Genomic DNA, 19545 nt, shown 5'->3' with positions numbered 1-19545 from the left:
TGTTGAGTTCTCAAGGAACGGACGCACCCACAGAAACGATCTCTCGACCTACCCGTGAGGCAACTTCACTACCTTATGTGATCATCCGACCTTGTGGATCCGATCTGTGGGACCTCTCGAAGAGATCTGCGTCGTCGGCTCCGGTCGTCTGACCGAAATCCGATACCCTGGGTCTTGCGACTCGGTGGGTGTCGGGGGTGGTTCTCCGCTTGAGAGGACGCGGGGCCTTTCGGCCGCTCCGCTCTCCCCTGTGGGGCGAACAAGTAATACTTTACGTGCGTCCCCACGGTCTGGCCAATCACGCCGCATCCCGGGCGTGTCGCGGCCCAGAATCCGCGTAATCCCGCGGAAGCGCCCCCTCGGGCTGCGAGAGCGTCTCAGAGCCTCCTGAGGCCGCTCGCGACCTCGTCCTCCCACCGGCGGGAGGCCTCCAGAGCCCCGACGAAGATCGGAGTGTCGTGGGTGACCCCGAGGTAACGGGTGACGCTCGCCTCGAAACCCGCCGCGCGGAGGGCCGCCCCATAGGCCGCCCCGTCTCCCCGGAGGGGGTCGTACTCCGCCGTGAGGATGATGGCCGGCGGCAGCCCCGCGTGGGAGGCGGCGCGCAACGGCGAGGCCAACGGCTCCCGGGCACGGCGCCAGTCCCCCAGGTACGTCTGTGCGACCGACCGCAGTTCCCGGAGGGCGAGGAAGGCGGGGATGCCCAGAGCCCACGTCGCCCGGAGATCGATCCGCCGTCCCGTCAGGTCGGTCACCGGCACCTCAAGGATCTGCAGCTGCACCGGCAGTGCGTCGCGGTCGCGGTTGGCCAGCGTGACCGCCGCCGCGATGTTGCCGCCGGCCGACGTCCCCGCAATTCCCAGGCGATCCGGGTCGATACCGAGGCCGGCCGCTTCGGCGTGGAGCCACACCCACGCCGCGTACGCCTGCTCCACCGCCGCGGGGTACCGCGCCTCGGGGGCGAGGGCGTAGTCGACCGCGACCAGCACGACGCCGGACCGGTCCGCGCGACGCCGGGCGGCGGCATCCACGGTCGGGAAGTCGATGCCGCCGATCCGGAAGGCACCGCCGGCCAGGACGAGGCAGGCCGGGGCCGGATGCGGCGCGGACGCCGGGCGGTACAGCCGCACGCGGACGTCGGGGTACCCGGCCACCGGGACGACATGCTCCTCGGTCTCCATCTCGGGACCCGGACGACCGACCGTCGCCAGCTCCTGGGCGTCCCATCGCCGCGCGGCACGGCGGTGCCGCTCACGCGGCGACAGGTGCCGGCCGCGCGGGCGCCCCGCACTCGCGGGTGACGGGGATGCGGGAGCGCCGGAGGTCGAGCGACGCGATGGGGGAGCAGCGGGGGACGGCGACGCCGAGGGGGCGGCATCCCGTGTCCTCCGCAACCCGCGCAGGCGATCGCGGATGCGGGAGACGGCCTGGTCGAACAGGTATCGGCGGTGGACGCGCAGGCGTTCCCGGAAGAACGGGTCGAGTGGCATGTCAGGAGCTCAGCTCGTGCACGAGGTAGCTGGCGAAGAAGCCCAGCACCGCGATGAGCCCGGTGAGGGTGCGGGTACGGCGGAACGCGTCGGGGAGCATGGTGTTGGCGAGCATCGCCAGGATCGCCCCGGCCGCGATCGCCGTGACCACGCTCCGGACCTCCCCCGGCGCGTCGCCGAGCAGCGCGTATCCGCCGACGGCGGAGAGGGTGCAGGCCGCCGCGATGACGGCCCAGACGCCGAAGACGTACCCGGCGCCGCGGCCGCTGGACTTCATGTCCGCCGTGCTGGAGAGCCCCTCGGGGAGGTTCGAGATCACGACCGCGACGAGCACGCCGATCGGCAGCGCCCCCTCGCCGGCGAGCTGCACGCCCTGGACGGCGGTCTCCGGGATGCCGTCGAGGAGCGCCCCGAGGGCGATGCCGAGGCCCGTCCCGCTCGCGGCCGCCTGGTCGTGGCGGCGCTTGCGGCGGTGACCGCTCCGCTCGAGGAGCGCGTCGAGACCCACGTAGAGCACGGCGCCGCCCAGGAACCCGGCCATCGAGGACCACAGCGTCCCGACCTCGGTGGCCTCGGCGACGAGGTCGAAGGCCAGCGCCGAGATGAGCACTCCGGCACCGAAGGCGGTGATCGTCGCGACGAGCCACTTCGGGACGCTCACGAACCAAGCCACGGCGGCACCGGCGACGAGAGCGAGCCCGGACAGTAGTCCGGCGCCGGCGGCGAGCAGGAGTTCCACGTCCGCGACGCTATTGCGCGGGCCGCGATGAGGCGCGGGGGTTGCGCGCGGGAGCGCGCGCGGACATGCGAAAGGGCGGGGACCCGTGAGGATCCCCGCCCTTTCGGACGTCAGGTGCTTACCAGGACGACTTGGTCACACCGGGCAGCTCGCCACGGTGGGCCATGTCGCGGAAGCGGACACGCGAGACGCCGAACTTCGTCAGCACGCCACGGGGGCGGCCGTCGATGACGTCGCGGCTGCGCACGCGCGCCGGGGAGGCGTTGCGGGGCAGCTTCTGCAGGCCGACGCGAGCAGCCTCGCGGGCCTCGTCGGTCGCGTTGGGGTCGACCAGGGTCTTCTTCAGCTCGGCGCGCTTCGCGGCGTAGCGCTTGACGACGACCTTGCGCTGCTCGTTGCGCGCGATCTTGCTCTTCTTGGCCATGTGCTTAGCGCTCCTCTCGGAAGTCGACGTGCTTGCGGACCACGGGGTCGTACTTCTTGAGCACGATGCGGTCGGGGTTGTTGCGGCGGTTCTTGCGCGTCACGTAGGTGTACCCCGTGCCCGCGGTCGAACGCAGCTTGATGATCGGACGGACGTCCTGAGCCTTCTTCGCCATTACAGCTTCACGCCCTTCGCCTGCAGGTCACGGACGACGGACTCGATGCCGCGAGCGTCGATGACCTTGATGCCCTTCGCCGAGACGTTGAGCTTGATGTTGCGACCCAGCGACGGAACGAAGTAGGTCTTCTTCTGCACGTTCGGGTCGAAGCGGCGCTTCGTCCGGCGGTGCGAGTGCGAGATGTTGTGACCGAAGCCGGGAACCGCTCCAGTCACCTGGCACACTGCTGCCATGGTGATGTCTCCTTCTGTACCGTGACACCGGACGGTGCCACCCAAGATCCCTTGTCTGCACCCCGTCCGGGCACAGCACGAGGCCGGGATCGGATGAAGGGGTACGTACTGCGTGCTGGAGTGCGCGCAGACAAGCGGTCAGTCTAGCACGGGCGGCGTGTCGGCTTGACGGGCCGCCGCCTCCGCCGCTCCCCGGCCCCAGCGGAACGCCGAGACCGTGGGGTCGCCCGGGATCCAGAACCGCCACGGGAAGGCATCCGTCCCCGCCTCGCCCGCCACGCCGACCCGCGGGCCGGTCGCCACATCGCGCACCGGGACGTCGGGCAGGAGGAGCCGCGCACGCGCGCCGGCGAGCTCGCCTCCCCCGACCGCGTCGATGCCGTCGTGCCGCGGGTACCGCAGGCCCACGGCGTCCCCGAGGCGGCCGGGCCCGCGCGCGAGGTCCCGCGGCGTCCGCACCGTGCCACGACGTTCGAGTCGGCGCCGCTCGGCGACGTCGGCGCCCTCCACGATCTCGCCGCCGCGGAGCAGGATTCCGCCCGCGACCCCCGCCGGGCCGCACACGACGTTGACGCACGAATGGATGCCATGGCTCAGATAGACGTAGAGGTGTCCGGGCTCGCCCCACATGGTGGCGTTGCGCGCGGTCGGGCCGCTGCGCGCGTGCGACCCGGGGTCGGACCGGTCGCCGGTGCCGCGACCGTGGTAGGCCTCGACCTCGGAGATGCGCACCACGACGCGCTCCCCCGACACCTCCGTCTGCAGCTCCGCGCCGAGCAGGAGCGGTGCCACCTCGACGGGCAGCCCCGCGAGGTCGGCGCGCGTGGCCGGACGGGTCATCCGGGCGGCACCTGGCACCACGAAAGGTCGAAGCCCTGGAGCGCGACGAGCTCCTCGCCCGTGTCGATCTCGACGAGATGGGTGAGCAGTCGCTCCGGCAGCGGCAGCTGATACCGGTCGAAGGGGTTGTCGACCGCCTGCGGAGCCACGAGGACCGCTGCGTACCGCCCGCTCGGAGACACGCACGTCTGCAGCACGGTGTCGGTCCCGGGCACGTCGAGGAGCGTGCGCGTCGCCCCCGCGTCATCCACGTGGGCGACGATCGTGGACTGGAAGCGCCCGTCCTCGGCGATGTCGGCGAAGGACCGGATCGTCCCCGCGCCGGCCCCGGGGACGGGTGTCGCGCGCCCGGGGAGGCCGGGGGCGTTCACCGCCTCCACAAGCGCGCTCTCCGATCCGTCGGTCAGGTCGATCTGACGGATGCCTTCCAGGCGCTCGACCACCGCCACCGACGATCCGCGGGCGATGCCGTCGATCGCCACCGCACTGCCCAGGGGGGCCGCGTTGCCGCCCTGCGCGTCCGTGAGCAGCAGTCGGGAGTCGAAGGTGAGGACGAGCATGCTGTCGGTGTCCGGGACGAAGCGCCAGTCGGCGACGCGGACGTCGCCGCCCGTCAGCCCCACCTCGACGGGATCGGCGGTGTCCGCGGCGGACGCGGTGAACAGGCGGCTCTCCCGTCCGCCCGCGGATCCGAGGTCGGCGTCCGAGAAGGTGAAGCCGATGCGTTCTCCCCGGTCCGCCGACTGCAGGTTGGAGACGAACCCCGGTCCCGGCAGCGCCAGCTCGCGCGCCTGGCCGCCGTCGCGATCGGTGATGAGGATCTTCGCCTCGTCGTCCTCGCGGACCGAGATCACGAGGTGGTTGGCCGTCGCGCGGAAGTCCTCGATGTGGTCGTGTGTGAACACCGCGACCCCCGCCTCGCCCTGCAGGTCGGTCCGGAAGATCGTGTCGCCGTCGGCGCGGCCTCGCTGCAGGAGGAAGGCCTGCAGCGGGGGAGTCGTGAAGGTCTCCGTCAGGGTCGACGCCGGACCCGCGCCCAGCCCCCGGACGTCGTGGACGGTGACGCGGTAGTCGCTCGCGTCGCTCAACGGCAGCGTGAAACGGATCCCGACGTTGCGGCCCGAGGTGTCGACGGTGAACGGCGTGGCCGGCTCGACCTCGACCTGCGAGGGGTCCACCTCGGCCAGGGACTGCGTCGTGGTCAGGATGAGCCGCGCCCCCGACGCGGACACGGCGGCCTCGGGATCCACCTGCACGTCTGTGACGCGGGGGCCCTGCGCGACCGCGACGACACCGCCCACGCCGCCGACGAGCAGCAGCACGCCGACGACCGCGGCGAAGGCCACGAGGAAGCCGCGGCTGCGGCGGCGACGCGCTCGGACGCGTCGGGAGTCAGTACTCATACGGGTCCGCGGGCTCGTCGATCATGGCGACGTCGTCGGCGCGCACCTCGAGGCCGCCGTCGCCGGTGGACCGGACGGTGCCCGTCACGGTGACCCACTGCCCGGTGGAGGGGGCCGAGACTTGCGCGTCGATCGGCAGCGTGGCGGTCTGCGCGTCGATGACGCAGTGCGTGATGACGAGGCGGGTCAGGTCGAACGCGGCCCCGTCCTGCCCGGGCGTGATGAATCCCGTGAGCGTGACCGGCTTGCCGTCGAACGTCTCGGGGTTGGTGGACGTGGCGAACACGGCGGACCAGTCGCCGATGCCGAACTCCGACGTGTCGCCGGACGCGGCGAGGGTGACGATGTCGGACCCGGCGAACAGCGGCGGCGCCCCGACGTCGCGCGAGATCGCCAGCTCGGCGGACAGCGACGTCGCGGGTGTCAGGAGCACCAGGACCACCGCCCCCGTGGCGAGGACGCCGCCGGAGAAGGCCGCGATCCCCGCCGGCGTGAGGCGCGGACGCGCCGCCAGCCGCTCGTGCACGTCGTGGTCGTGCGCATCGGACGGGTCGCTGTGGACGTGGTCGGCGTGCGCGAAGGCCTCTCGGCGGGCGCGGGCCTCGGCGGGGGCGTGACCGTGCTCGTGGTCGTGCCCGTGGTCCGCCTCCGCCCCGAGCGGGAGCGCGAAGGTCGCGACCGCGCCCACGACGGCGACGACGGCCATGCCGACCGCGAACCAGGCCGAGTCGGGGTTGACGTAGAGCGCGATGCGACCGGTCGCCCACAGCACGATCGTCGTGATCGCCAGGCAGGAGGACAGGCCGACACCGAGCCAGCGGGTCGCGAGAGCGGCGGATCTAGACAAGGAGGTTCACCACCGTTCCGAGAGCGAAGGCGGAGAGGAGCACGACGACGGTCAGCCCCACGAGCACCCGCGCGGTGAAGGTGGTGCGCAGCAGCGCGAGCATCTTGATGTCGACGATGGGACCCACGACGAGGAACGCCACGATCGAGCCGGGAGTGAACGTCGAGGCGAAGGAGAGCGCGAAGAAGGAGTCGACGTTCGAGCAGAGCGACACGACGATCGCGAGGATCATCATGGCCGCGATGGACAGGGCGGGATCGGAGCCGATGGCGAGCAGCGCGCTGCGCGGAACGAGCACCTGCACCGCGCCCGCGAGGACGGAGCCGATGATGAGCGCCGGCATCACCGAGCGGAGCTCGACGACGAACTGCGCGAGCGTCCGGCGCCCGCGGCCGCCCCGCTCCTGCACGACGATCTCGCAGGTCGCGAGGAAGCGCTCGGTGAGCAGGGAGTCCGGCGAAGGGTGGCGGCTGTACAACCAGCCGATGAGGTTGGCGACGAGGTAGCCGCCGATGAGACGCGCCACCAGGATGCCGTCGCTGAACCCGAACGCCGCGTGCGTGCTGATGATGACGATGGGGTTCACGATCGGCGCGGCGACCAGGAACGTCAGGGTGTCCGAGACGCCGAACCCGCGCATCATCAGACCCCGCGCGAACGGCACGTTGCCGCACTCGCAGACGGGGATGAACATTCCCAGCAGGGACAGCACCGCCCGGCGGGCCCAGGGAGTGCGCGGCATCCATCGTTCGATCGCCCCCGGCGGGACCCACACCTGGACGATGATCGAGAGGATGACGCCGAGCACGACGAACGGCAGCGACTCGATGAGGACGCTCAGGGTGAGCGTCAGGCCGTCCTGGGCGCGCGTGGGCAGCGAGGCGCCGAAGAGGGACGGCGCGAAGGCGTCGATCGCGAAGAGCGCGGCGACCACGACGACACCCAGGCCGAGCGCGACGAGGGTGCGGGGGGCGCCGCTCCGGGTGGGCCGCGGCGCGGCGGTGCGACTAGTCGTCGCCACGCTCACGGGCGCGGTTCGCGGCGCAGGAGGCGCAGATCCCGAAGATGTCGACGACGTGCTCGGCCTCCGAGAAGCCGTGCTGCGCGGCGGTGCGCTGCGCCCACTCCTCGACGTCGTGGGCCTCGATCTCGACGGCCACGCCGCACGAACGGCAGATCAGGTGGTGGTGGTGACCGCGCGTCTCGCAGGCGCGGAAGAGGTTCTCGCCCTCGGGGCTCTGCAGCGAGTCCGCGTCGCCTTGGGCGGCCAGACCCGCGAGCGTCCGGTACACCGTGGCGAGGCCGATGCCGGTGTTGTCGTCGCGCAGGGTGGCGTGCAGCGCCTGGGCGCTGACGAAGCCGCGCGCGTCGGCGAGGGCTTCTCGCACGCGTTCGCGCTGCCACGTGTTGCGCTGGACCATGGCGGAGATTCTATCGACGCGAGTTCGGAAACGGCTGGGACGGTCCGGGAGTTCGCCGGAGGCGCAGCCGTCTTCGGCACCGGCGTCGTCAGACGGCGCGGGTCACCCGGTCGCGGCGGGCGCCGACGAGGCGGCAGACGAGGTAGATCGCGAACGAGATCGTCGTGATGTAGGGGCTGACGGGCAGCGTGCCGGCGACGGCCAGCAGGATGCCGCCGACCGCCGAGACGAAGCCGAACAAGGCGGCCAGCACCGGGACGGCGAGGGGACCGGATGCCACCCGCATCGCGGCCGCGGCCGGGGTGACCAGCAGCGCCATGACGAGCAGGGCCCCGATGATGTGCACCGCCACCGCGACGACGAGTCCGAGCAGGAGCATGAAGACGAGCGACACGGCGGTCGTGGGGACGCCGCGCGCCGCGGCGGACTGCGGATCGAGGGAGTCGAACCGCAGGGGTCGCCACACCAGCAGCAGGGCGATGAGCACGGCGGTGCCGATCGCGATCAGCCAGCCGAGCTGAGCGCTCTGGACCGAGACGATCTGGCCCGTGAGCAGGCTGAACCGGCTCGCGCTCCGCCCGTCGTAGAGCGAGAGGAACAGGATACCGACGCCGAGGCCGAACGGCATCAGCACGCCGATGATCGAGTTGCGGTCGCGCGCGCGGGCGCCGAGGAGACCGATGATGGCCGCGGCGATGAGCGAGCCGACGATCGAGCCCGTGACGACGTCGACGCCGATGAGCAGGGCCGCGGCGGCACCCGCGAACGACAGCTCGCTGATGCCGTGCACCGCGAACGCCATGTCGCGCTGCATCACGAAGACGCCGATGAGACCCCCGACGAGCCCCAGCACCGCCCCCGCGATGACGGAGTTCTGCACCAGTCCGAGGATGGCCCCGTACTGACTCACCCCGCCGAAGAGCGCATCGCCGACGTCCGCCCAGTTCATTCGTCGTCCTCGTGATGGTGGTGGTGGGTGTCCTCCGCGTCCGGGGCGCCGACGACGACCAGCCGATCGCCGGCGCGGAGGACGAAGACGGGCGCCCCGTAGAGCGCGCTCAGGGTCTCCGAGGTGAGCACCTCGTCCGGCGTCCCCAGCGTGAAACGCCCGTTGGCGATGTAGAGGATGCGGTCGACCTGGTCCAGCACGGGGTTGATGTCGTGCGTCACGAGGAGGACGGCGGCATCCCGCTCCCGTCGATGACGGTCGATGAGCCGCACGACCGCCCGCTGGTTCGCGAGGTCGAGGCTCGTGAGGGGCTCGTCGCAGAGCAGCAGGGGCGGGTCGTCCGCGAGCGCCTGACCGACGCGGAGCCGCTGCTGCTCGCCGCCCGAGAGCAGGCCCACCGGGCGGTCCGCGAACTCACGGGCGCCGACGGCGTCGAGGAGCTCGTCGATGCGTGCGCGGTCGGCCCGGCGGGCCAGCGGCAGCCCGAACCGGTGGCCGTCGACGCCGAGACCGACGAGGTCGCGTCCGCGGAGCGGGGTCTCGCGCGGGAGCGGTCGCTGCTGCGGGATATAGCCGATGCGGCGGTTGCCCGCGCGGCGCACCGGCGACCCGAGGGCCTCGATGCTCCCGCCGCTGACCCGCTCCAAGCCGAGGATGGCGCGGAGGAGGGTCGTCTTGCCCGATCCGCTCGGACCGAGCACGGCCACGAACTCCCCCGGCTGCACCTCGAGGTCGAGCCCCGACCACAGCTCACGTCCGCCGCGCCGCAGCGAGGCGTCGCGGATGCGCAGGGGCGACGCCCCCGGCGTCACTCGCCGAGCGCCCCGGCGAGCGCCGCGATGTTCTCCTGCATCCACGAGATGTAAGTCTGACCCTCGGGGAGCGTCTCCGCGAACTCGATGACCGGGACGCCCTTGCCATCGGCCTCGCCGACGACCTGGGTCGTCTCCGCGCCGCCCGTCTGCGGGTTGACGATGACCACGCGCACGTCACCCGAGTCGATCAGCTGCATCGCCTCGAGGAGCGTGGCCGGCGGCACGTCCTGACCCTCCTCGACGGACTCGCTGAACTCGGACGGCGTCACGTTCTCGAGACCGGCCGCCTCGATGAGGTAGACGGGGACGGGCTCGGTCACGAAGACCCCGGCGCCGGCGTCGGCGGCCTCGATCTCGGCGAGAGAGTCCTCGAGACCCCCGATCTCGCCGACGAAGGCCGTGGCGTTGGCCTCGAAGTCGGCGGCGTGCTCGGGCGCCAGCTCGCTCAGCTCCGCCGAGATGCCCTCGGCGAGGTCCTCCATCGTGTGCGGGTCGTACCAGACGTGCTCGTTGAAGCCCTCGATGTGGTCGTGGCCGTCGCCCTCCTCATGGGCGTGGTCCTCGCCCTCGTGGGCGTGGTCCTCCTCGGACTCCGTCGGCGCGGGGGAGGCCGTCTCGTCGGCGTGGGCCTCGTCGTGGGACTCGGCGCCCGGGAAGTCGTGGCTGTACTCCGCCGCGGTGATGACCGGCGCGGAGGAGCCGCTCGACTCGATCAGGGCGTCGATGAACGAGTCGTAGCCGCCGCCGTTCTCGATGACGAGGTCGGCCTCGCTGATCGTGAGCTGATCCTGGGCGCTCGGCTCGTACGAGTGCGGGTCCTGAGCGGAGGAGCTGACGATCGACGTGACGTCGACATGGTCGCCGCCGATCTCGGACACGATCTGCCCGTAGACGTTGGTGGAGGCGACGACCGTCAGCGCGTCGGCCGCGGGCGTCGACGTCGCGTCCGCGTCCCCCGCCGTGGTGCCGCCGGCGCAGCCGGCGAGCGCGAGGACGGACACGGCACCGAGGGCCGCGGGGGCGAGGAGTCGACGGGTCATGCGACGAGAGTAACGTGACTGATAATCGTTCTCAAAGTCACGGCCGAGACACTGACGCTTCTCCCAGGCAGAGGTCCCCCTTCACCCGGTCATGGCGGAATCCGACGGCGGACCCCCGGGGGTCGCCGGTGCATAACGTGCAGGCATGAACCGCACCTCGCCCGCCCTCGCCCTCGCCCTCGCGTCCGTCGTCGTCCTGACGGGATGCGCGATCCCCGCCACCTCCTCCGACGTGCAGGCCCCGTCGACCGAGACGGGCGCTCGGATCACCGCCTCGCCCGCCACCGGGCCGCTTGTGACCGGGGACGGCTTCGAGTTCCACCTGCCGGCCGGATGGCAGGAGATGGATGCCGCCGACGTGGCCGCTGTGGCCGGCGGACCGTCAACCGCGCTCTTCGCCGCGGACATGACCGACGCCGACGGTTTCGCCGACAACGTGAACGTCGTCAGCACCGGCGCCGCGGTCGTCGACGACACGGTCGAGGACCAGGCGAGGGCCGGCCTCGAGAGCGTGGGGGCCGAGGACATCGAGGTCCGTCCCCGCATCGAGATCGCGGGCTCAGCTCGAACCCATCTGAGCGCCACCCTGACGACCGGGACCGTCACGTACGCGACGGAGCAGTACTACCTCGTCGAGGCCTCGCGCGGATACGTCGTCACCTTCTCGTTCAGCCCGTCGGTCGACGAGAAGATGCGGTCCACCATCGCCGAATCGGCGCTCGCCACGTGGACCTGGGTCTGACGACGCCCGTGCCCGTGCTGATCCTGGCGACGCTCGCCGGGCGAACCGGCGGGTGATATCGGCCATGTATCCCGTCGCGCATACGCCCTCGCAACGCGGGCGCGCGTGCACTGGAGCCATGGTCGAGGCATCCCTTCCCGGTCCCACTCGTCGGCGTCGTGCCCTCGTGCTGCTCGGCGCCGCGGGCGCGCTCCTGTTCGGCGGCACGCTGGCGCTCAGCGCGATGCCCGTGTCGGTGTCCGCCGCACCCGCGCCGGACGTCGTCGCCCCGGACGAGGGCGTGTTCGGGGCCGACTTCTCGCCCACGGTCGCCGACGGTCTCGTGGACGACGGGCTGCCGCTGACGATCTCGAACACATCCGCGCCCGCGATCGCCCGCCTCGATCCCGATCTCCGTCGCGCGCTGACCGAGGCGCAGGCGATGGCCGCGGACGACGGCATCCGCTTCCAGATCACCAGCGGATGGCGGAGCGAGGCGTATCAGCGCTGGCTGATGACCGACGCCATCGCGACGCTGGGGTCCGAGGAGGCGGCGCGTGAGATCGTCGCCGAGGCCGACGCGTCCAGCCACGTGACCGGCCGGGCCGTCGACGTCGGCAACCTCGACGCGCAGGAATGGTTGGAGGCGTACGGCCAGGGCTGGGGCCTGTGCCGCACCTACGCGAACGAGTCCTGGCACTTCGAACGCGCGACATCGCCGGGTGGCGACTGCCCGACGATGAAGACGGACGCGCGCGGCTGACCCGGGCCGGCGGCGGTCCGCCGCCGTCAGCCGCTCGTCGACGCGGCGGCCATGGCGAACGGGCCGCCCGCGGCGAACACCCGCGCGGCGAACCGCTCGCCGATCATCGCGTGCGTCTGCGCGTCCGGATGCAGCCCGTCGGGGAGCGGCATCCGGTCCGCATCCTCCGGTCCGTAGAGGCTCAGCCCGTCGAGGACGTGCAGGTGAGGGTCGTCGGCCCGGTCCGCCGCGATCGTCGCCAGAGCCTCCCGCACCACCTGGAGCGTCAGCCGGCCGAGGGCGGTGTCCCCCGGCTGTCCGGTCGCGCGGAAGCGGATCACCCCGTCCGCGAAGCCCGCGGGGTCGACGGCACCCGGACCCGGGGTGTCCTCGTGGATGGCGGCATGCAGCGGCGAGATCAGCAGGAGCGGCGCCTCGGGATGCCCGTCGCGCACGGTGTCGAGGAACCCGTGGACCGCCGGGACGAACGCGCGCAAGCGCATGGCATCCAGGTTCACGACGTTGATGCCCACCTTGACGCTGAGGAGGTCGGCCGGGGTGTCGCGCATCACGCGCGCCACGAAGGGGTCGGCGAACGCGCTGCCCCCGAAACCCAGGTTGCGGAGATGGATGCCGCTGCGCTCGGCCGCGATCACGGGCCAGATCCCGGTGGGCGTCGCGGCGTTGGATCCCTGACTGATCGAGCTGCCGTGGTGCAGCCATACCGGACGCATGTCCCGCTCGGCATGGACCGGCGCGTCCGCCCGCAACGACACGAGCTCGACCTGCTCGTTGTGGGGCAGCCAGATCTCGACGAGCTTGTCCCCCGGCGGCAGGCCGTCGCAGCGGATCACGTCGGGCTCGCCCGGCACGGACGTGCGCGTGCCCGCGGCGAGGTCGAGCTCGAGCAGATCGCCGGCGACGAGGGGGATCGACGCGACGGGCCGGTGATCGACGGTCACGTCGACGGCACCTCGCGTCCGTGCGAACCCCCGGTAGGCGACGCGCGTGGCGCGCAGCGCGAGCTCGACGACGGTCGCCGCCGTGCGAAGGCTGAGACGGACGCCCGACGGCTGCACCTCCACGAGCCGGAGCTGATCGTCCGCCTCGCGCGAGCGGTAGGGCTGCGGGAGACGGTGGAGCAGGATGCCGCTCTCTCGCTGCTCCGTCTCCGCACCGCCGTGCAGGAGGTCGGGGGTGAGGGCGACGTCGATCATGCGGCCCCTCCCGCGGTCGTGCGGTTCCATCGGCGCAGCAGGGCGTCGAGCTGGAGGATCAGGACGTTCCAGCTGTCGTCGGCGGGCGGCTCGCTGTGCGCGAAGCTCCCGACGTGCTCGAGCTCGACGAAGCCGTTGATCGCGGCGGCGACCACGCGGACCGCGTGCACCTGGTCGCCCTCCTCGATGTCGTACCCGCGCAGGACGGCGAGCATGCCGCGACCGGCATGGACGGCCGCATCACTGCGGACCACCGCGACGCCGGCCCGGCGCTGCAGCGCCTCCCACCGGCCGGGGTGCTCCCGCGCGTAGCCGCGGTGGGCCTCGCAGAGCCCGCGCAGGGCATCGAGACCGGCCCGACCCGCGATCGCCTCGCCGACCCGATCGGCCAGCTCGCCCAGCGCCAGGATCGTGAGGCCGTCCCGCAGCGCGGCGAGGTCGCGGACGTGGCCGTACAGGCTCGGCGTCCGGACGGAGAGGGTCCGTGCCACCTCCGACAACGTCACCGCCGCCAGCCCCGCCGTATCGGCGAGACCGGCGGCGGCGCCGACGATCACGTTCTCGTTCAGAGGTGCTCGGGCCATACCCCGATCCTACACCCCATAGGTTTTTGGCTAATTTCTTTAGCCTGCCGCGCCCGCGAACGGCACGACGAGCGTGATCCACGCCAGGGGCGGTCCGACGAGCACGATCACCCCGGAGTAGCGCAGGATCCGCTGGTAGAACGCCGCCGGGTCGACGTTCTGCGCATTGGCGAGGACGAGAGCGCCGTTGGTGGAGAACGGCGAGACGTCGACGACCTTGGCGGCGATGGCCACCGCCGAGATGGCCATGCCGGCGGCGATCGGGCTGTTCTCGATCAACGGCAGGAGCATCGGAATGGAGATGGCGATGACCGCAGTGGACGAGGCGAACGCGGAGACGACTCCGGCCATCACGCAGAGGACCAGCACGCCGATGAGCGGCGATCCCAGGCTGCCGATGCCGCGGGCGACCCACTCGATCGCTCCCGCCTCCTCGACGATGCTGATGTAGGTGATCATGCCGGCCACCAGCAGCAGCGTGGACCAGCTGATGCCCTCGACGGCCGCGGTCAGGTGCTTCTTCTCGATGAACGCGATGAGCGTGCCCGCGGCGAGCGCCAGGATGCCGATGTCGAGGTGGAACACCATCGCGCCCACGGCGAGCGAGAGGAGGGCGACGAGGGTGAGGATCTGCGCGGGGGTCGTGCGCACCCGCGGGGTCTGCAGCGTCTGCGTCAGCGTGAGGGTCGTCCCGCGCTTCTCCTCCACGGCGATGTTGCCCGTCGCGGGGACCAGCGGACCGGCAGGAACTCGGGTCGTGCCGGCGACGCCCCCCGCTTCCGTGTCCAGCATCACCGCGCTGCGGGCCCGGGCGCGCCGCGAGCGGAGCGAGAAGTACAGCTGCGTCAGGATCGCGATGAGCGTCGAGTACACGAAGGCCGTGACGAACAGCACGGTCGGCGAGAACCCGGGGATGTCGCCCACCATGTCGCGGACCAGGAGTCCGAGCACCGAGATCGGCGAGAGCGAGCCGGCGAGGGCGCCGTAGACGACGGTCATGCCGACCGGCAGGGGGTCCATGCCGTGCTTGGCGGCGAAGCTCAACGCCACGGGGGCCACGAGCGCGACCGCCGCGGGCGGGAACGTCCCCATCGCGGTGAGGACCGTGGCCACGCCGAAGAGCACCCAGGGGACGAGCGCCGTCCGGCCGCGGACGAGACGGACGCCGCGGTCCACGATGAGATCGACGGTGCCGTTCAGCTTCGCCACGGCGAACAGGTAGGTCACGCCGACGATCGTGAGGAACAGGTCGGCGGGGAATCCGGCGAGCAGCTGGTCCTCATCGAGCCCGAGGACGAGCGTCCCGACGAGGAACGCGCCGATGAAGCCCAGGATGCCGATGTTGATCGGCCTCAGGGTCGCGATGACCACCATCGCGAACAGCGCGAGGATGGAGATGAGTTCTGGTGACATCTTTGTCTTCCAAGGGGGTCGGGGCAGCCGGGTCCGCTTCCGCGGGCCGGCCGCCTATTCGATCATCGGACGAGGAGGGCTTCCTCGGCCAGCCCCGGCACGTGACCGGGCAGTTGGTCGACCGGGAGGGTCACGGAGGCGTCCGCGAGCCGGCGGGCCGTTCGGGTGATGGCGACCGCGGGCGAGCCGTTCTGGATACCGATGCGGGTGACGATGACGCCCGACGGCGTCCGCAGCGAGACCGTGCCCTGGTCGTCGGGCGTGGCGATGCGGTGGACGACCGTCCCCGCGGTCGCGGTGGCCATGGACAGCGCGACGCTGCCGGTGATGGCGAGCGCCGGGTGGGCCTTGCCCATCGACATCATGGTGACGCCGACGACGCGTCCGCCGGGGCCGTCCGACGAGACCATCGCCACCTTCGGCACGGCCTTGCGGGCCTCCTCCGGCGTCCGGGCGAGGCCCATGCGGACGGCCGCCTCCCGACGGATCCCTTCGATCCGACGCAGCAGCTCGGGACGGCCGTCGATCTCGGCCGGGGTCTCGAGTCCGGTGAGCCCGAGCGCCTCGGCCTCGGCGATGACGACCGGCGCACCGGCGTCGACGAGCGTCACGGGGACGCCGTCGATGCGCTCGGCGGCGAGCCCGGTCGGCAGGAGCCGTCCGGTCGTCCTCCCGGCGGGGTCGACGAACCAGAGCACGACCTCGAGCCCGGCGTACGGGACGCCCACGATGCGGGCGTCCCCCGACTCGTCGAAGATCCCGCCCGGCGTGGGCACCTCGGCGATCATGAGCTGGTTCGTGTTCGTGTTGAAGATCCGCACGCGGGTCCGGTCGCCGCGCGGCAGGATCCAGCCCGCGTGAAGGGCGTAGGGCGCGATGGCGGCCGAGCAGTTGCCGCAGTTGCTGGACCAGTCGACGAGTCCGTCGGTGAGCCCGACCTGGGCGAAGGTGTAGTCGATGTCGGCGTCGTCGCGATCGCTGCGCGAGAGGATCACCGCTTTGCTGGTCGTCGACGTGCCGCCGCCGAGACCGTCGATCTGACGCTCGTCGGGGCTGCCGTACAGCCGGACCAGGATGTCGTCGACCGGCGCACCGATCCGCTCCAGCTCGTGCCGCGAGAAGACCCAGCATTTGCTGGTCCCGCCTCGCATGAGCGTCGCCGGTATGTCCAACATCGCAGCCTCCCTCGGGGTCGGCCTCCATGGTCGTCCGGCGGGGACGTTCAGCGATATCGCGATGTTCTTCACAGACATGAAGCAACGCTTCACGGTCGCGCAGCCCGCAGGTCGTGGGATGGATGCCGTCGACGGGGCCTGAGGTGATGGCATCCCTCCCCCGAGTCGTGAAGCTGTGCTTCATGCGCTTTCAGTCGAAGACGTGTGGACTGTACGCTGGACGAAGCGAGGAGGCCCCCATGCTCGATGTCCGACGGCTCTCCGTCCTGGTCACGATCCTCGATCACGGCTCGCTCACGGCGGCCGCGAAGACGCTGGGCTACTCGCCCTCCGCCCTGTCGCAGCAGCTGCAGCGTCTGGAGCAGGAGGTGGGGCAGCCGCTCGTACGCCGACAGCCGCGCGGCGTCACCGCGACCGAGGCCGGCGCTCTCCTCGCGGGGCACGCGCGCTACATCCTCCGGCGTCTGCGCGCGGCGGAGTCCGAGCTCGGGGAGCTGGCGGGCCTGCAGCGCGGACGGATCTCCGTCGGCACCTTCCCCACCATCGGCAGCACGATCATGCCGATCGCGATCAGCCGGTTCCGTCGCGACTATCCCCAGGTGCGCCTCGACGTGCACAGCGCACGGTTCGACGAGCTCGTGGCCGCCCTGCAGGAGAACGCGATCGGGCTGTCCCTGCTGTGGGACTACCAGTGGAACCGCATCCAGGAGCCCGACCTGTCGCTGACGCCGCTGTTCGAGGACCCGACGGTGCTCGTCGTCTCGCAGGAGCACCGCCTCGGGCGCGCTCGGCACGTCACCATGTCGATGCTCCGGCACGAGGAGTGGATCGTCCGCAAACGCGACCACCCCGTCGCCGAGGTGTTGGAACGTAGCTGCCGTTCCGCCGGCTTCTCGCCGTCGATCGCCTTCGAGGCCAACGACTACCAGGAGGCGCTGGCGATGGTCAGCGTCGGCCTCGGCGTCGCTCTCGCGCCGCGCACCGCCGTGCAGTCCGCCCGTCCCGACGTGCGCATCGTCAGCCTCGGTCAGGAGGCGCCGTCACGGCGGATCGTCGTCGCGCACCGGAGCGACCGCGTCCGCCCGCCCGGGGAGCGCGCGATGCACCAGATCCTCGTCGACGTCGCGCGGGAGCATCTCACCGCGGGATGACTCCCGCGCGACGGGGCCGAGGCGGCCCTGGTCCGCCGCCGGCCCCGGGAGGGGCTCAGAGACCGGGGCCGACCGCGCGCGAGGGAGCCTCCGTGAGCTGCAGGGCCCCCCACAGCTCCGCGCGACCGGCGAACGACTCCAGGTCGAGACCCAGCAGGCGCGCGGCCGTGTCGACGCGGTGCCGCAGCGTATGGCGGTGCAGGCCGAGGGCGGCCGCGGCCGGCCCCCACGCCCCGTTGTGATCGAGCCACACCACCAGCGCGTGGCGCAGATCCGCCGGAGCGTCCGGCCCGTCCAGCGGGAGCAGCATGCGTCGGGCGATGTCGTGCGCGCGCGTGTGCTCCAGATGGCCCAGCAGGCCCGCCCTGGCGAGGTCGTCGAACTCCGCGACGGGGTGCTGATCCGTCGCCCGAGCGAGGGCACGACGGGCCTCCGCCATGGCATCCGCGAATCCCTCCCACGTGGATGCCGCCGAGAAGCCGGCCCGCGCGCCCTGCCGGGCGAGGAGCGACGTGAGCGCCTCGCGGTCGTCGGCGGCGGTGACGGTGACGAGGAGGCCGTCCTGCTCGGCGAAGAAGAAGCCGCCCGGCCTCTCCTCGGCCAGCAGCTCGAGCGAGGAGCGGAGGACGTCGGCGGCTCCCGCGCCCGGCTCGGCGGCGAGCGCGACGCAGCCCACCCGGAGGGGGTCGGACGGGAGCGCGCCCCAGAGGTGTTCGACCGTTCGCGTCGCGGCCGCGTGCCGCCCCGCGGCGAGGAGCTCGAGCACGCCGGACCGGAGGCGCCGTCGGGCGTCGTCCAGCGTGCGGCTCTGCTCGAGTGCGATGCTCGCGAGCGCGATGACGGCATCGACGAGGTCCACGCCCGCGCGGTCGAGGGCGCTCGCCCCCACCCCCACGGCCAGGACGCCGCGCAGACGCCCGCGCTGACCGAGCGTCTGCAAGGTCGCCTCGCCGGCGCGGAGGCTGAGGCGGACCGCGGCCGTCCGCCCCCGGGAGAGGACCCCCTCCACCGCCGCGTCGACCTCGGCGAGGAGCTCACCCGGGATGCCGTGCCGCGTCGGCACCGGCACGCGGCTGCCGCGCGCGTCGTAGAGGGCCACCCAGCAGTCGAGGTTGCGCTCGAGCTCCCGCAGGATCTCGGCGAGGCCGTCCGGACGCAGCGCGGCCCGCGCGACCGACCGCTGCGCCTTCAGCGAGCGCTCGAGCGCGAGCCGGTCGTCCTCCGCGACGGCATCCGAGACGAAACGGATGATGCCCATGAACGGCGTCCGTTCCGAGACCTCGATGAGCGGGAGGTCGAGCTGCCGCGCCGCCGCGATGAGGTCGTGCGGGATGTCGTCGTGGACGATGCCCGTGGCGAACCCGAGGGCCAGGATGCCGTGACCGACCAGGCGCCCGACGTAGGGGAGCGCGGGCTCCGGCTCCTGCCCGCCGAACTGCACGCCGTCCGTCAGCAGCAGGCCGCCGGCGCCGATCCACGGGGTCGGATCGGGGAGGTCGGAGCTGTGCGCCCAGGGGAGCGGCCTCGACAGCACCGCCTCGGAGGCGCCCGAGACGGGCCGAAGGTCGAACCGCGGCTCGCTCATCAGCGCGCGCAGGGTGGTGGGCATGACAGCAGTGTGACGGAACGCCGATCTGTCCGCCAGAAGCCGGCCGGTTGGACAATCCGGCGGGGATGCGGCCGGGTTCCTACCGCTCGACGAGGATGCCGTCCGCGTCCGCCCAGACGCGCTTTCCGGGGGTGAAGGTCACGCCGTCGATGACGACGGGGACGTCGACCTCGCCGACACCGTCTTTCGCGCTCTTCCGCGGGTTGCCGCCCAGCGCCTTGACCCCGATGTCGAGGGTCGCCACGACGTCGAGGTCGCGGATCGCACCGTGGACGATGAGGCCGGCCCACCCGTTCTCCACCGCCGACGCGGCGATCATGTCGCCGACGAGCGCCGACTGCAGCGACCCGCCGCCGTCGACGACGAGGACGGCCCCGTCTCCGGGCGTCGCGAGCAGCTGCTTGACGAGCGCGTTGTCGCGGTGACAGCGCACCGTCCGGACCAGCCCCTGGAAAGCCCGGCGACCGCCGAGATCCCGGAACGGGAGGGCGACGGAGTCGAGGGCGTCGCCGAGCTCGTCGTACACGTCTGCCGTGGCGAAGGTCATGCGCTCC

Annotated in this window: 23 protein-coding genes; 4 read left to right on the top strand and 19 right to left on the bottom strand. The window is 72.1% G+C overall.

Translation table 11 applies throughout. The features are described 5' to 3' along the window. Window positions 1-377 precede the first annotated feature (377 nt). The 13 genes from ACO03V_RS03780 to ACO03V_RS03720 form a co-directional block, all read right to left on the bottom strand. Window positions 378-1490: an alpha/beta hydrolase gene (locus ACO03V_RS03780; protein WP_423136663.1), complete on the bottom strand. Its 1113-nt coding sequence runs from the start codon at window positions 1488-1490 to the stop codon at window positions 378-380. Between the two features lies 1 nt (window position 1491). Next, the gene (locus ACO03V_RS03775) at window positions 1492-2229 is read right to left on the bottom strand and encodes a ZIP family metal transporter (protein ID WP_367733717.1); all 738 of its coding nucleotides are present in this window, start codon (window positions 2227-2229) and stop codon (window positions 1492-1494) included. Between the two features lie 118 nt (window positions 2230-2347). Beyond that, window positions 2348-2653, bottom strand: coding sequence for a 30S ribosomal protein S14 (rpsN, locus tag ACO03V_RS03770; RefSeq protein WP_423136662.1), 306 nt, complete (start codon window positions 2651-2653; stop codon window positions 2348-2350). A gap of 4 nt (window positions 2654-2657) precedes the next feature. Further along, window positions 2658-2828 carry a 50S ribosomal protein L33 gene (rpmG, locus tag ACO03V_RS03765; RefSeq protein ID WP_013584775.1) on the bottom strand — a complete coding sequence of 57 codons (171 nt, stop codon included), beginning with the start codon at window positions 2826-2828 and terminating at the stop codon, window positions 2658-2660. Continuing rightward, window positions 2828-3064, bottom strand: a complete 237-nt coding sequence (gene rpmB, locus ACO03V_RS03760; RefSeq protein WP_055832508.1) for a 50S ribosomal protein L28 — start codon at window positions 3062-3064, stop codon at window positions 2828-2830. Before rpmB ends, rpmG begins: the two co-directional genes overlap by 1 nt. 138 nt (window positions 3065-3202) lie before the next feature. Continuing rightward, window positions 3203-3904, bottom strand: coding sequence for a DNA-3-methyladenine glycosylase (locus ACO03V_RS03755; RefSeq protein WP_423136661.1), 702 nt, complete (start codon window positions 3902-3904; stop codon window positions 3203-3205). After that, on the bottom strand, window positions 3901-5307 hold the full coding sequence (locus ACO03V_RS03750) for a hypothetical protein (RefSeq protein ID WP_423136660.1): 1407 nt from the start codon (window positions 5305-5307) through the stop codon (window positions 3901-3903). The genes ACO03V_RS03755 and ACO03V_RS03750 overlap by 4 nt, the downstream gene beginning before the upstream one ends. Continuing rightward, entirely contained in the window at window positions 5297-6154 is an 858-nt protein-coding gene (locus tag ACO03V_RS03745; RefSeq protein WP_367733723.1) for a DUF1980 domain-containing protein, read from the bottom strand. The genes ACO03V_RS03750 and ACO03V_RS03745 overlap by 11 nt, the downstream gene beginning before the upstream one ends. Continuing rightward, window positions 6147-7175: a permease gene (locus ACO03V_RS03740; RefSeq protein ID WP_423136676.1), complete on the bottom strand. Its 1029-nt coding sequence runs from the start codon at window positions 7173-7175 to the stop codon at window positions 6147-6149. The genes ACO03V_RS03745 and ACO03V_RS03740 overlap by 8 nt, the downstream gene beginning before the upstream one ends. Continuing rightward, complete coding sequence (locus ACO03V_RS03735) at window positions 7162-7575, bottom strand: Fur family transcriptional regulator (protein ID WP_367733726.1); 414 nt, start codon at window positions 7573-7575, stop codon at window positions 7162-7164. Before ACO03V_RS03735 ends, ACO03V_RS03740 begins: the two co-directional genes overlap by 14 nt. Window positions 7576-7663: 88 nt before the next feature. After that, window positions 7664-8524 carry a metal ABC transporter permease gene (locus tag ACO03V_RS03730; RefSeq protein WP_423136659.1) on the bottom strand — a complete coding sequence of 287 codons (861 nt, stop codon included), beginning with the start codon at window positions 8522-8524 and terminating at the stop codon, window positions 7664-7666. Then, window positions 8521-9336, bottom strand: coding sequence for a metal ABC transporter ATP-binding protein (locus ACO03V_RS03725; protein ID WP_367733730.1), 816 nt, complete (start codon window positions 9334-9336; stop codon window positions 8521-8523). The genes ACO03V_RS03730 and ACO03V_RS03725 overlap by 4 nt, the downstream gene beginning before the upstream one ends. Then, complete coding sequence (locus ACO03V_RS03720; RefSeq protein ID WP_423136658.1) at window positions 9333-10379, bottom strand: metal ABC transporter solute-binding protein, Zn/Mn family; 1047 nt, start codon at window positions 10377-10379, stop codon at window positions 9333-9335. Before ACO03V_RS03720 ends, ACO03V_RS03725 begins: the two co-directional genes overlap by 4 nt. Before the next feature lie 145 nt (window positions 10380-10524). Between ACO03V_RS03720 and ACO03V_RS03715 the strand changes: the two genes are divergently transcribed. Continuing rightward, window positions 10525-11121: a hypothetical protein gene (locus ACO03V_RS03715; RefSeq protein WP_423136657.1), complete on the top strand. Its 597-nt coding sequence runs from the start codon at window positions 10525-10527 to the stop codon at window positions 11119-11121. 118 nt (window positions 11122-11239) lie between these two features. Beyond that, complete coding sequence (locus ACO03V_RS03710) at window positions 11240-11863, top strand: M15 family metallopeptidase (RefSeq protein ID WP_423136656.1); 624 nt, start codon at window positions 11240-11242, stop codon at window positions 11861-11863. A gap of 26 nt (window positions 11864-11889) precedes the next feature. On the opposite strand, the gene ACO03V_RS03705 is transcribed toward ACO03V_RS03710, so the two are convergent. The 4 genes from ACO03V_RS03705 to ACO03V_RS03690 all read right to left on the bottom strand — a co-directional run bounded on the left by ACO03V_RS03705 (window position 11890) and on the right by ACO03V_RS03690 (window position 16231). Next, on the bottom strand, window positions 11890-13059 hold the full coding sequence (locus ACO03V_RS03705; protein ID WP_423136655.1) for a GDSL-type esterase/lipase family protein: 1170 nt from the start codon (window positions 13057-13059) through the stop codon (window positions 11890-11892). Further along, window positions 13056-13643: a TetR/AcrR family transcriptional regulator gene (locus ACO03V_RS03700; protein WP_367733742.1), complete on the bottom strand. Its 588-nt coding sequence runs from the start codon at window positions 13641-13643 to the stop codon at window positions 13056-13058. Before ACO03V_RS03700 ends, ACO03V_RS03705 begins: the two co-directional genes overlap by 4 nt. A gap of 39 nt (window positions 13644-13682) precedes the next feature. Beyond that, window positions 13683-15056 carry an SLC13 family permease gene (locus ACO03V_RS03695; protein WP_423136654.1) on the bottom strand — a complete coding sequence of 458 codons (1374 nt, stop codon included), beginning with the start codon at window positions 15054-15056 and terminating at the stop codon, window positions 13683-13685. Window positions 15057-15118: 62 nt separating this feature from the next. Next, a complete protein-coding gene (locus tag ACO03V_RS03690) occupies window positions 15119-16231 on the bottom strand; it encodes a PrpF domain-containing protein (RefSeq protein ID WP_423136653.1) in 1113 nt (370 codons plus the stop codon). Between ACO03V_RS03690 and ACO03V_RS03685 the strand changes: the two genes are divergently transcribed. Both ACO03V_RS03685 and ACO03V_RS03680 read left to right on the top strand, forming a co-directional pair. Beyond that, window positions 16221-16373 (top strand): hypothetical protein, encoded by a 153-nt coding sequence (locus tag ACO03V_RS03685; protein ID WP_423136652.1) that lies wholly within the window; start codon window positions 16221-16223, stop codon window positions 16371-16373. The two genes, ACO03V_RS03690 and ACO03V_RS03685, sit on opposite strands and share 11 nt — an antisense overlap. A gap of 97 nt (window positions 16374-16470) precedes the next feature. Beyond that, entirely contained in the window at window positions 16471-17382 is a 912-nt protein-coding gene (locus ACO03V_RS03680; RefSeq protein WP_423136651.1) for a LysR family transcriptional regulator, read from the top strand. A 55-nt stretch (window positions 17383-17437) separates the two neighbouring features. Here the strand turns inward: ACO03V_RS03680 and ACO03V_RS03675 are convergent, their stop codons facing one another. Then, on the bottom strand, window positions 17438-18991 hold the full coding sequence (locus ACO03V_RS03675; RefSeq protein ID WP_423136650.1) for a PucR family transcriptional regulator: 1554 nt from the start codon (window positions 18989-18991) through the stop codon (window positions 17438-17440). Window positions 18992-19070: 79 nt separating this feature from the next. Next, a complete protein-coding gene (gene rraA, locus ACO03V_RS03670; protein WP_367733751.1) occupies window positions 19071-19538 on the bottom strand; it encodes a ribonuclease E activity regulator RraA in 468 nt (155 codons plus the stop codon). Window positions 19539-19545: the final 7 nt, after the last annotated feature.

It is taken from the genome of Microbacterium sp. HMH0099, assembly GCF_049384025.1.
Taxonomy (GTDB): Bacteria; Actinomycetota; Actinomycetes; order Actinomycetales; family Microbacteriaceae; genus Microbacterium.
The sequence above is the reverse complement of the archived record's forward strand: the minus strand, read 5'-3'. Positions and strand labels throughout refer to the sequence as shown.

What these genes read in the sequence shown, in the direction of transcription:
- rpmG (WP_013584775.1), bottom strand. Translation starts at nt 2,828, where the DNA reads ATGGCGAAGAAGGCTCAGGACGTCCGTCCGATCATCAAGCTGCGTTCG.
- ACO03V_RS03690 (WP_423136653.1), bottom strand. Translation starts at nt 16,231, where the DNA reads ATGTTGGACATACCGGCGACGCTCATGCGAGGCGGGACCAGCAAATGC.
- ACO03V_RS03750 (WP_423136660.1), bottom strand. Translation starts at nt 5,307, where the DNA reads ATGAGTACTGACTCCCGACGCGTCCGAGCGCGTCGCCGCCGCAGCCGC.
- ACO03V_RS03730 (WP_423136659.1), bottom strand. Translation starts at nt 8,524, where the DNA reads ATGAACTGGGCGGACGTCGGCGATGCGCTCTTCGGCGGGGTGAGTCAG.
- rraA (WP_367733751.1), bottom strand. Translation starts at nt 19,538, where the DNA reads ATGACCTTCGCCACGGCAGACGTGTACGACGAGCTCGGCGACGCCCTC.
- ACO03V_RS03735 (WP_367733726.1), bottom strand. Translation starts at nt 7,575, where the DNA reads ATGGTCCAGCGCAACACGTGGCAGCGCGAACGCGTGCGAGAAGCCCTC.
- ACO03V_RS03710 (WP_423136656.1), top strand. Translation starts at nt 11,240, where the DNA reads ATGGTCGAGGCATCCCTTCCCGGTCCCACTCGTCGGCGTCGTGCCCTC.
- rpmB (WP_055832508.1), bottom strand. Translation starts at nt 3,064, where the DNA reads ATGGCAGCAGTGTGCCAGGTGACTGGAGCGGTTCCCGGCTTCGGTCAC.
- ACO03V_RS03675 (WP_423136650.1), bottom strand. Translation starts at nt 18,991, where the DNA reads ATGCCCACCACCCTGCGCGCGCTGATGAGCGAGCCGCGGTTCGACCTT.
- ACO03V_RS03700 (WP_367733742.1), bottom strand. Translation starts at nt 13,643, where the DNA reads ATGGCCCGAGCACCTCTGAACGAGAACGTGATCGTCGGCGCCGCCGCC.
- ACO03V_RS03720 (WP_423136658.1), bottom strand. Translation starts at nt 10,379, where the DNA reads ATGACCCGTCGACTCCTCGCCCCCGCGGCCCTCGGTGCCGTGTCCGTC.
- ACO03V_RS03715 (WP_423136657.1), top strand. Translation starts at nt 10,525, where the DNA reads ATGAACCGCACCTCGCCCGCCCTCGCCCTCGCCCTCGCGTCCGTCGTC.
- ACO03V_RS03680 (WP_423136651.1), top strand. Translation starts at nt 16,471, where the DNA reads ATGCTCGATGTCCGACGGCTCTCCGTCCTGGTCACGATCCTCGATCAC.
- ACO03V_RS03705 (WP_423136655.1), bottom strand. Translation starts at nt 13,059, where the DNA reads ATGATCGACGTCGCCCTCACCCCCGACCTCCTGCACGGCGGTGCGGAG.
- ACO03V_RS03695 (WP_423136654.1), bottom strand. Translation starts at nt 15,056, where the DNA reads ATGTCACCAGAACTCATCTCCATCCTCGCGCTGTTCGCGATGGTGGTC.
- rpsN (WP_423136662.1), bottom strand. Translation starts at nt 2,653, where the DNA reads ATGGCCAAGAAGAGCAAGATCGCGCGCAACGAGCAGCGCAAGGTCGTC.
- ACO03V_RS03780 (WP_423136663.1), bottom strand. Translation starts at nt 1,490, where the DNA reads ATGCCACTCGACCCGTTCTTCCGGGAACGCCTGCGCGTCCACCGCCGA.
- ACO03V_RS03755 (WP_423136661.1), bottom strand. Translation starts at nt 3,904, where the DNA reads ATGACCCGTCCGGCCACGCGCGCCGACCTCGCGGGGCTGCCCGTCGAG.
- ACO03V_RS03685 (WP_423136652.1), top strand. Translation starts at nt 16,221, where the DNA reads ATGTCCAACATCGCAGCCTCCCTCGGGGTCGGCCTCCATGGTCGTCCG.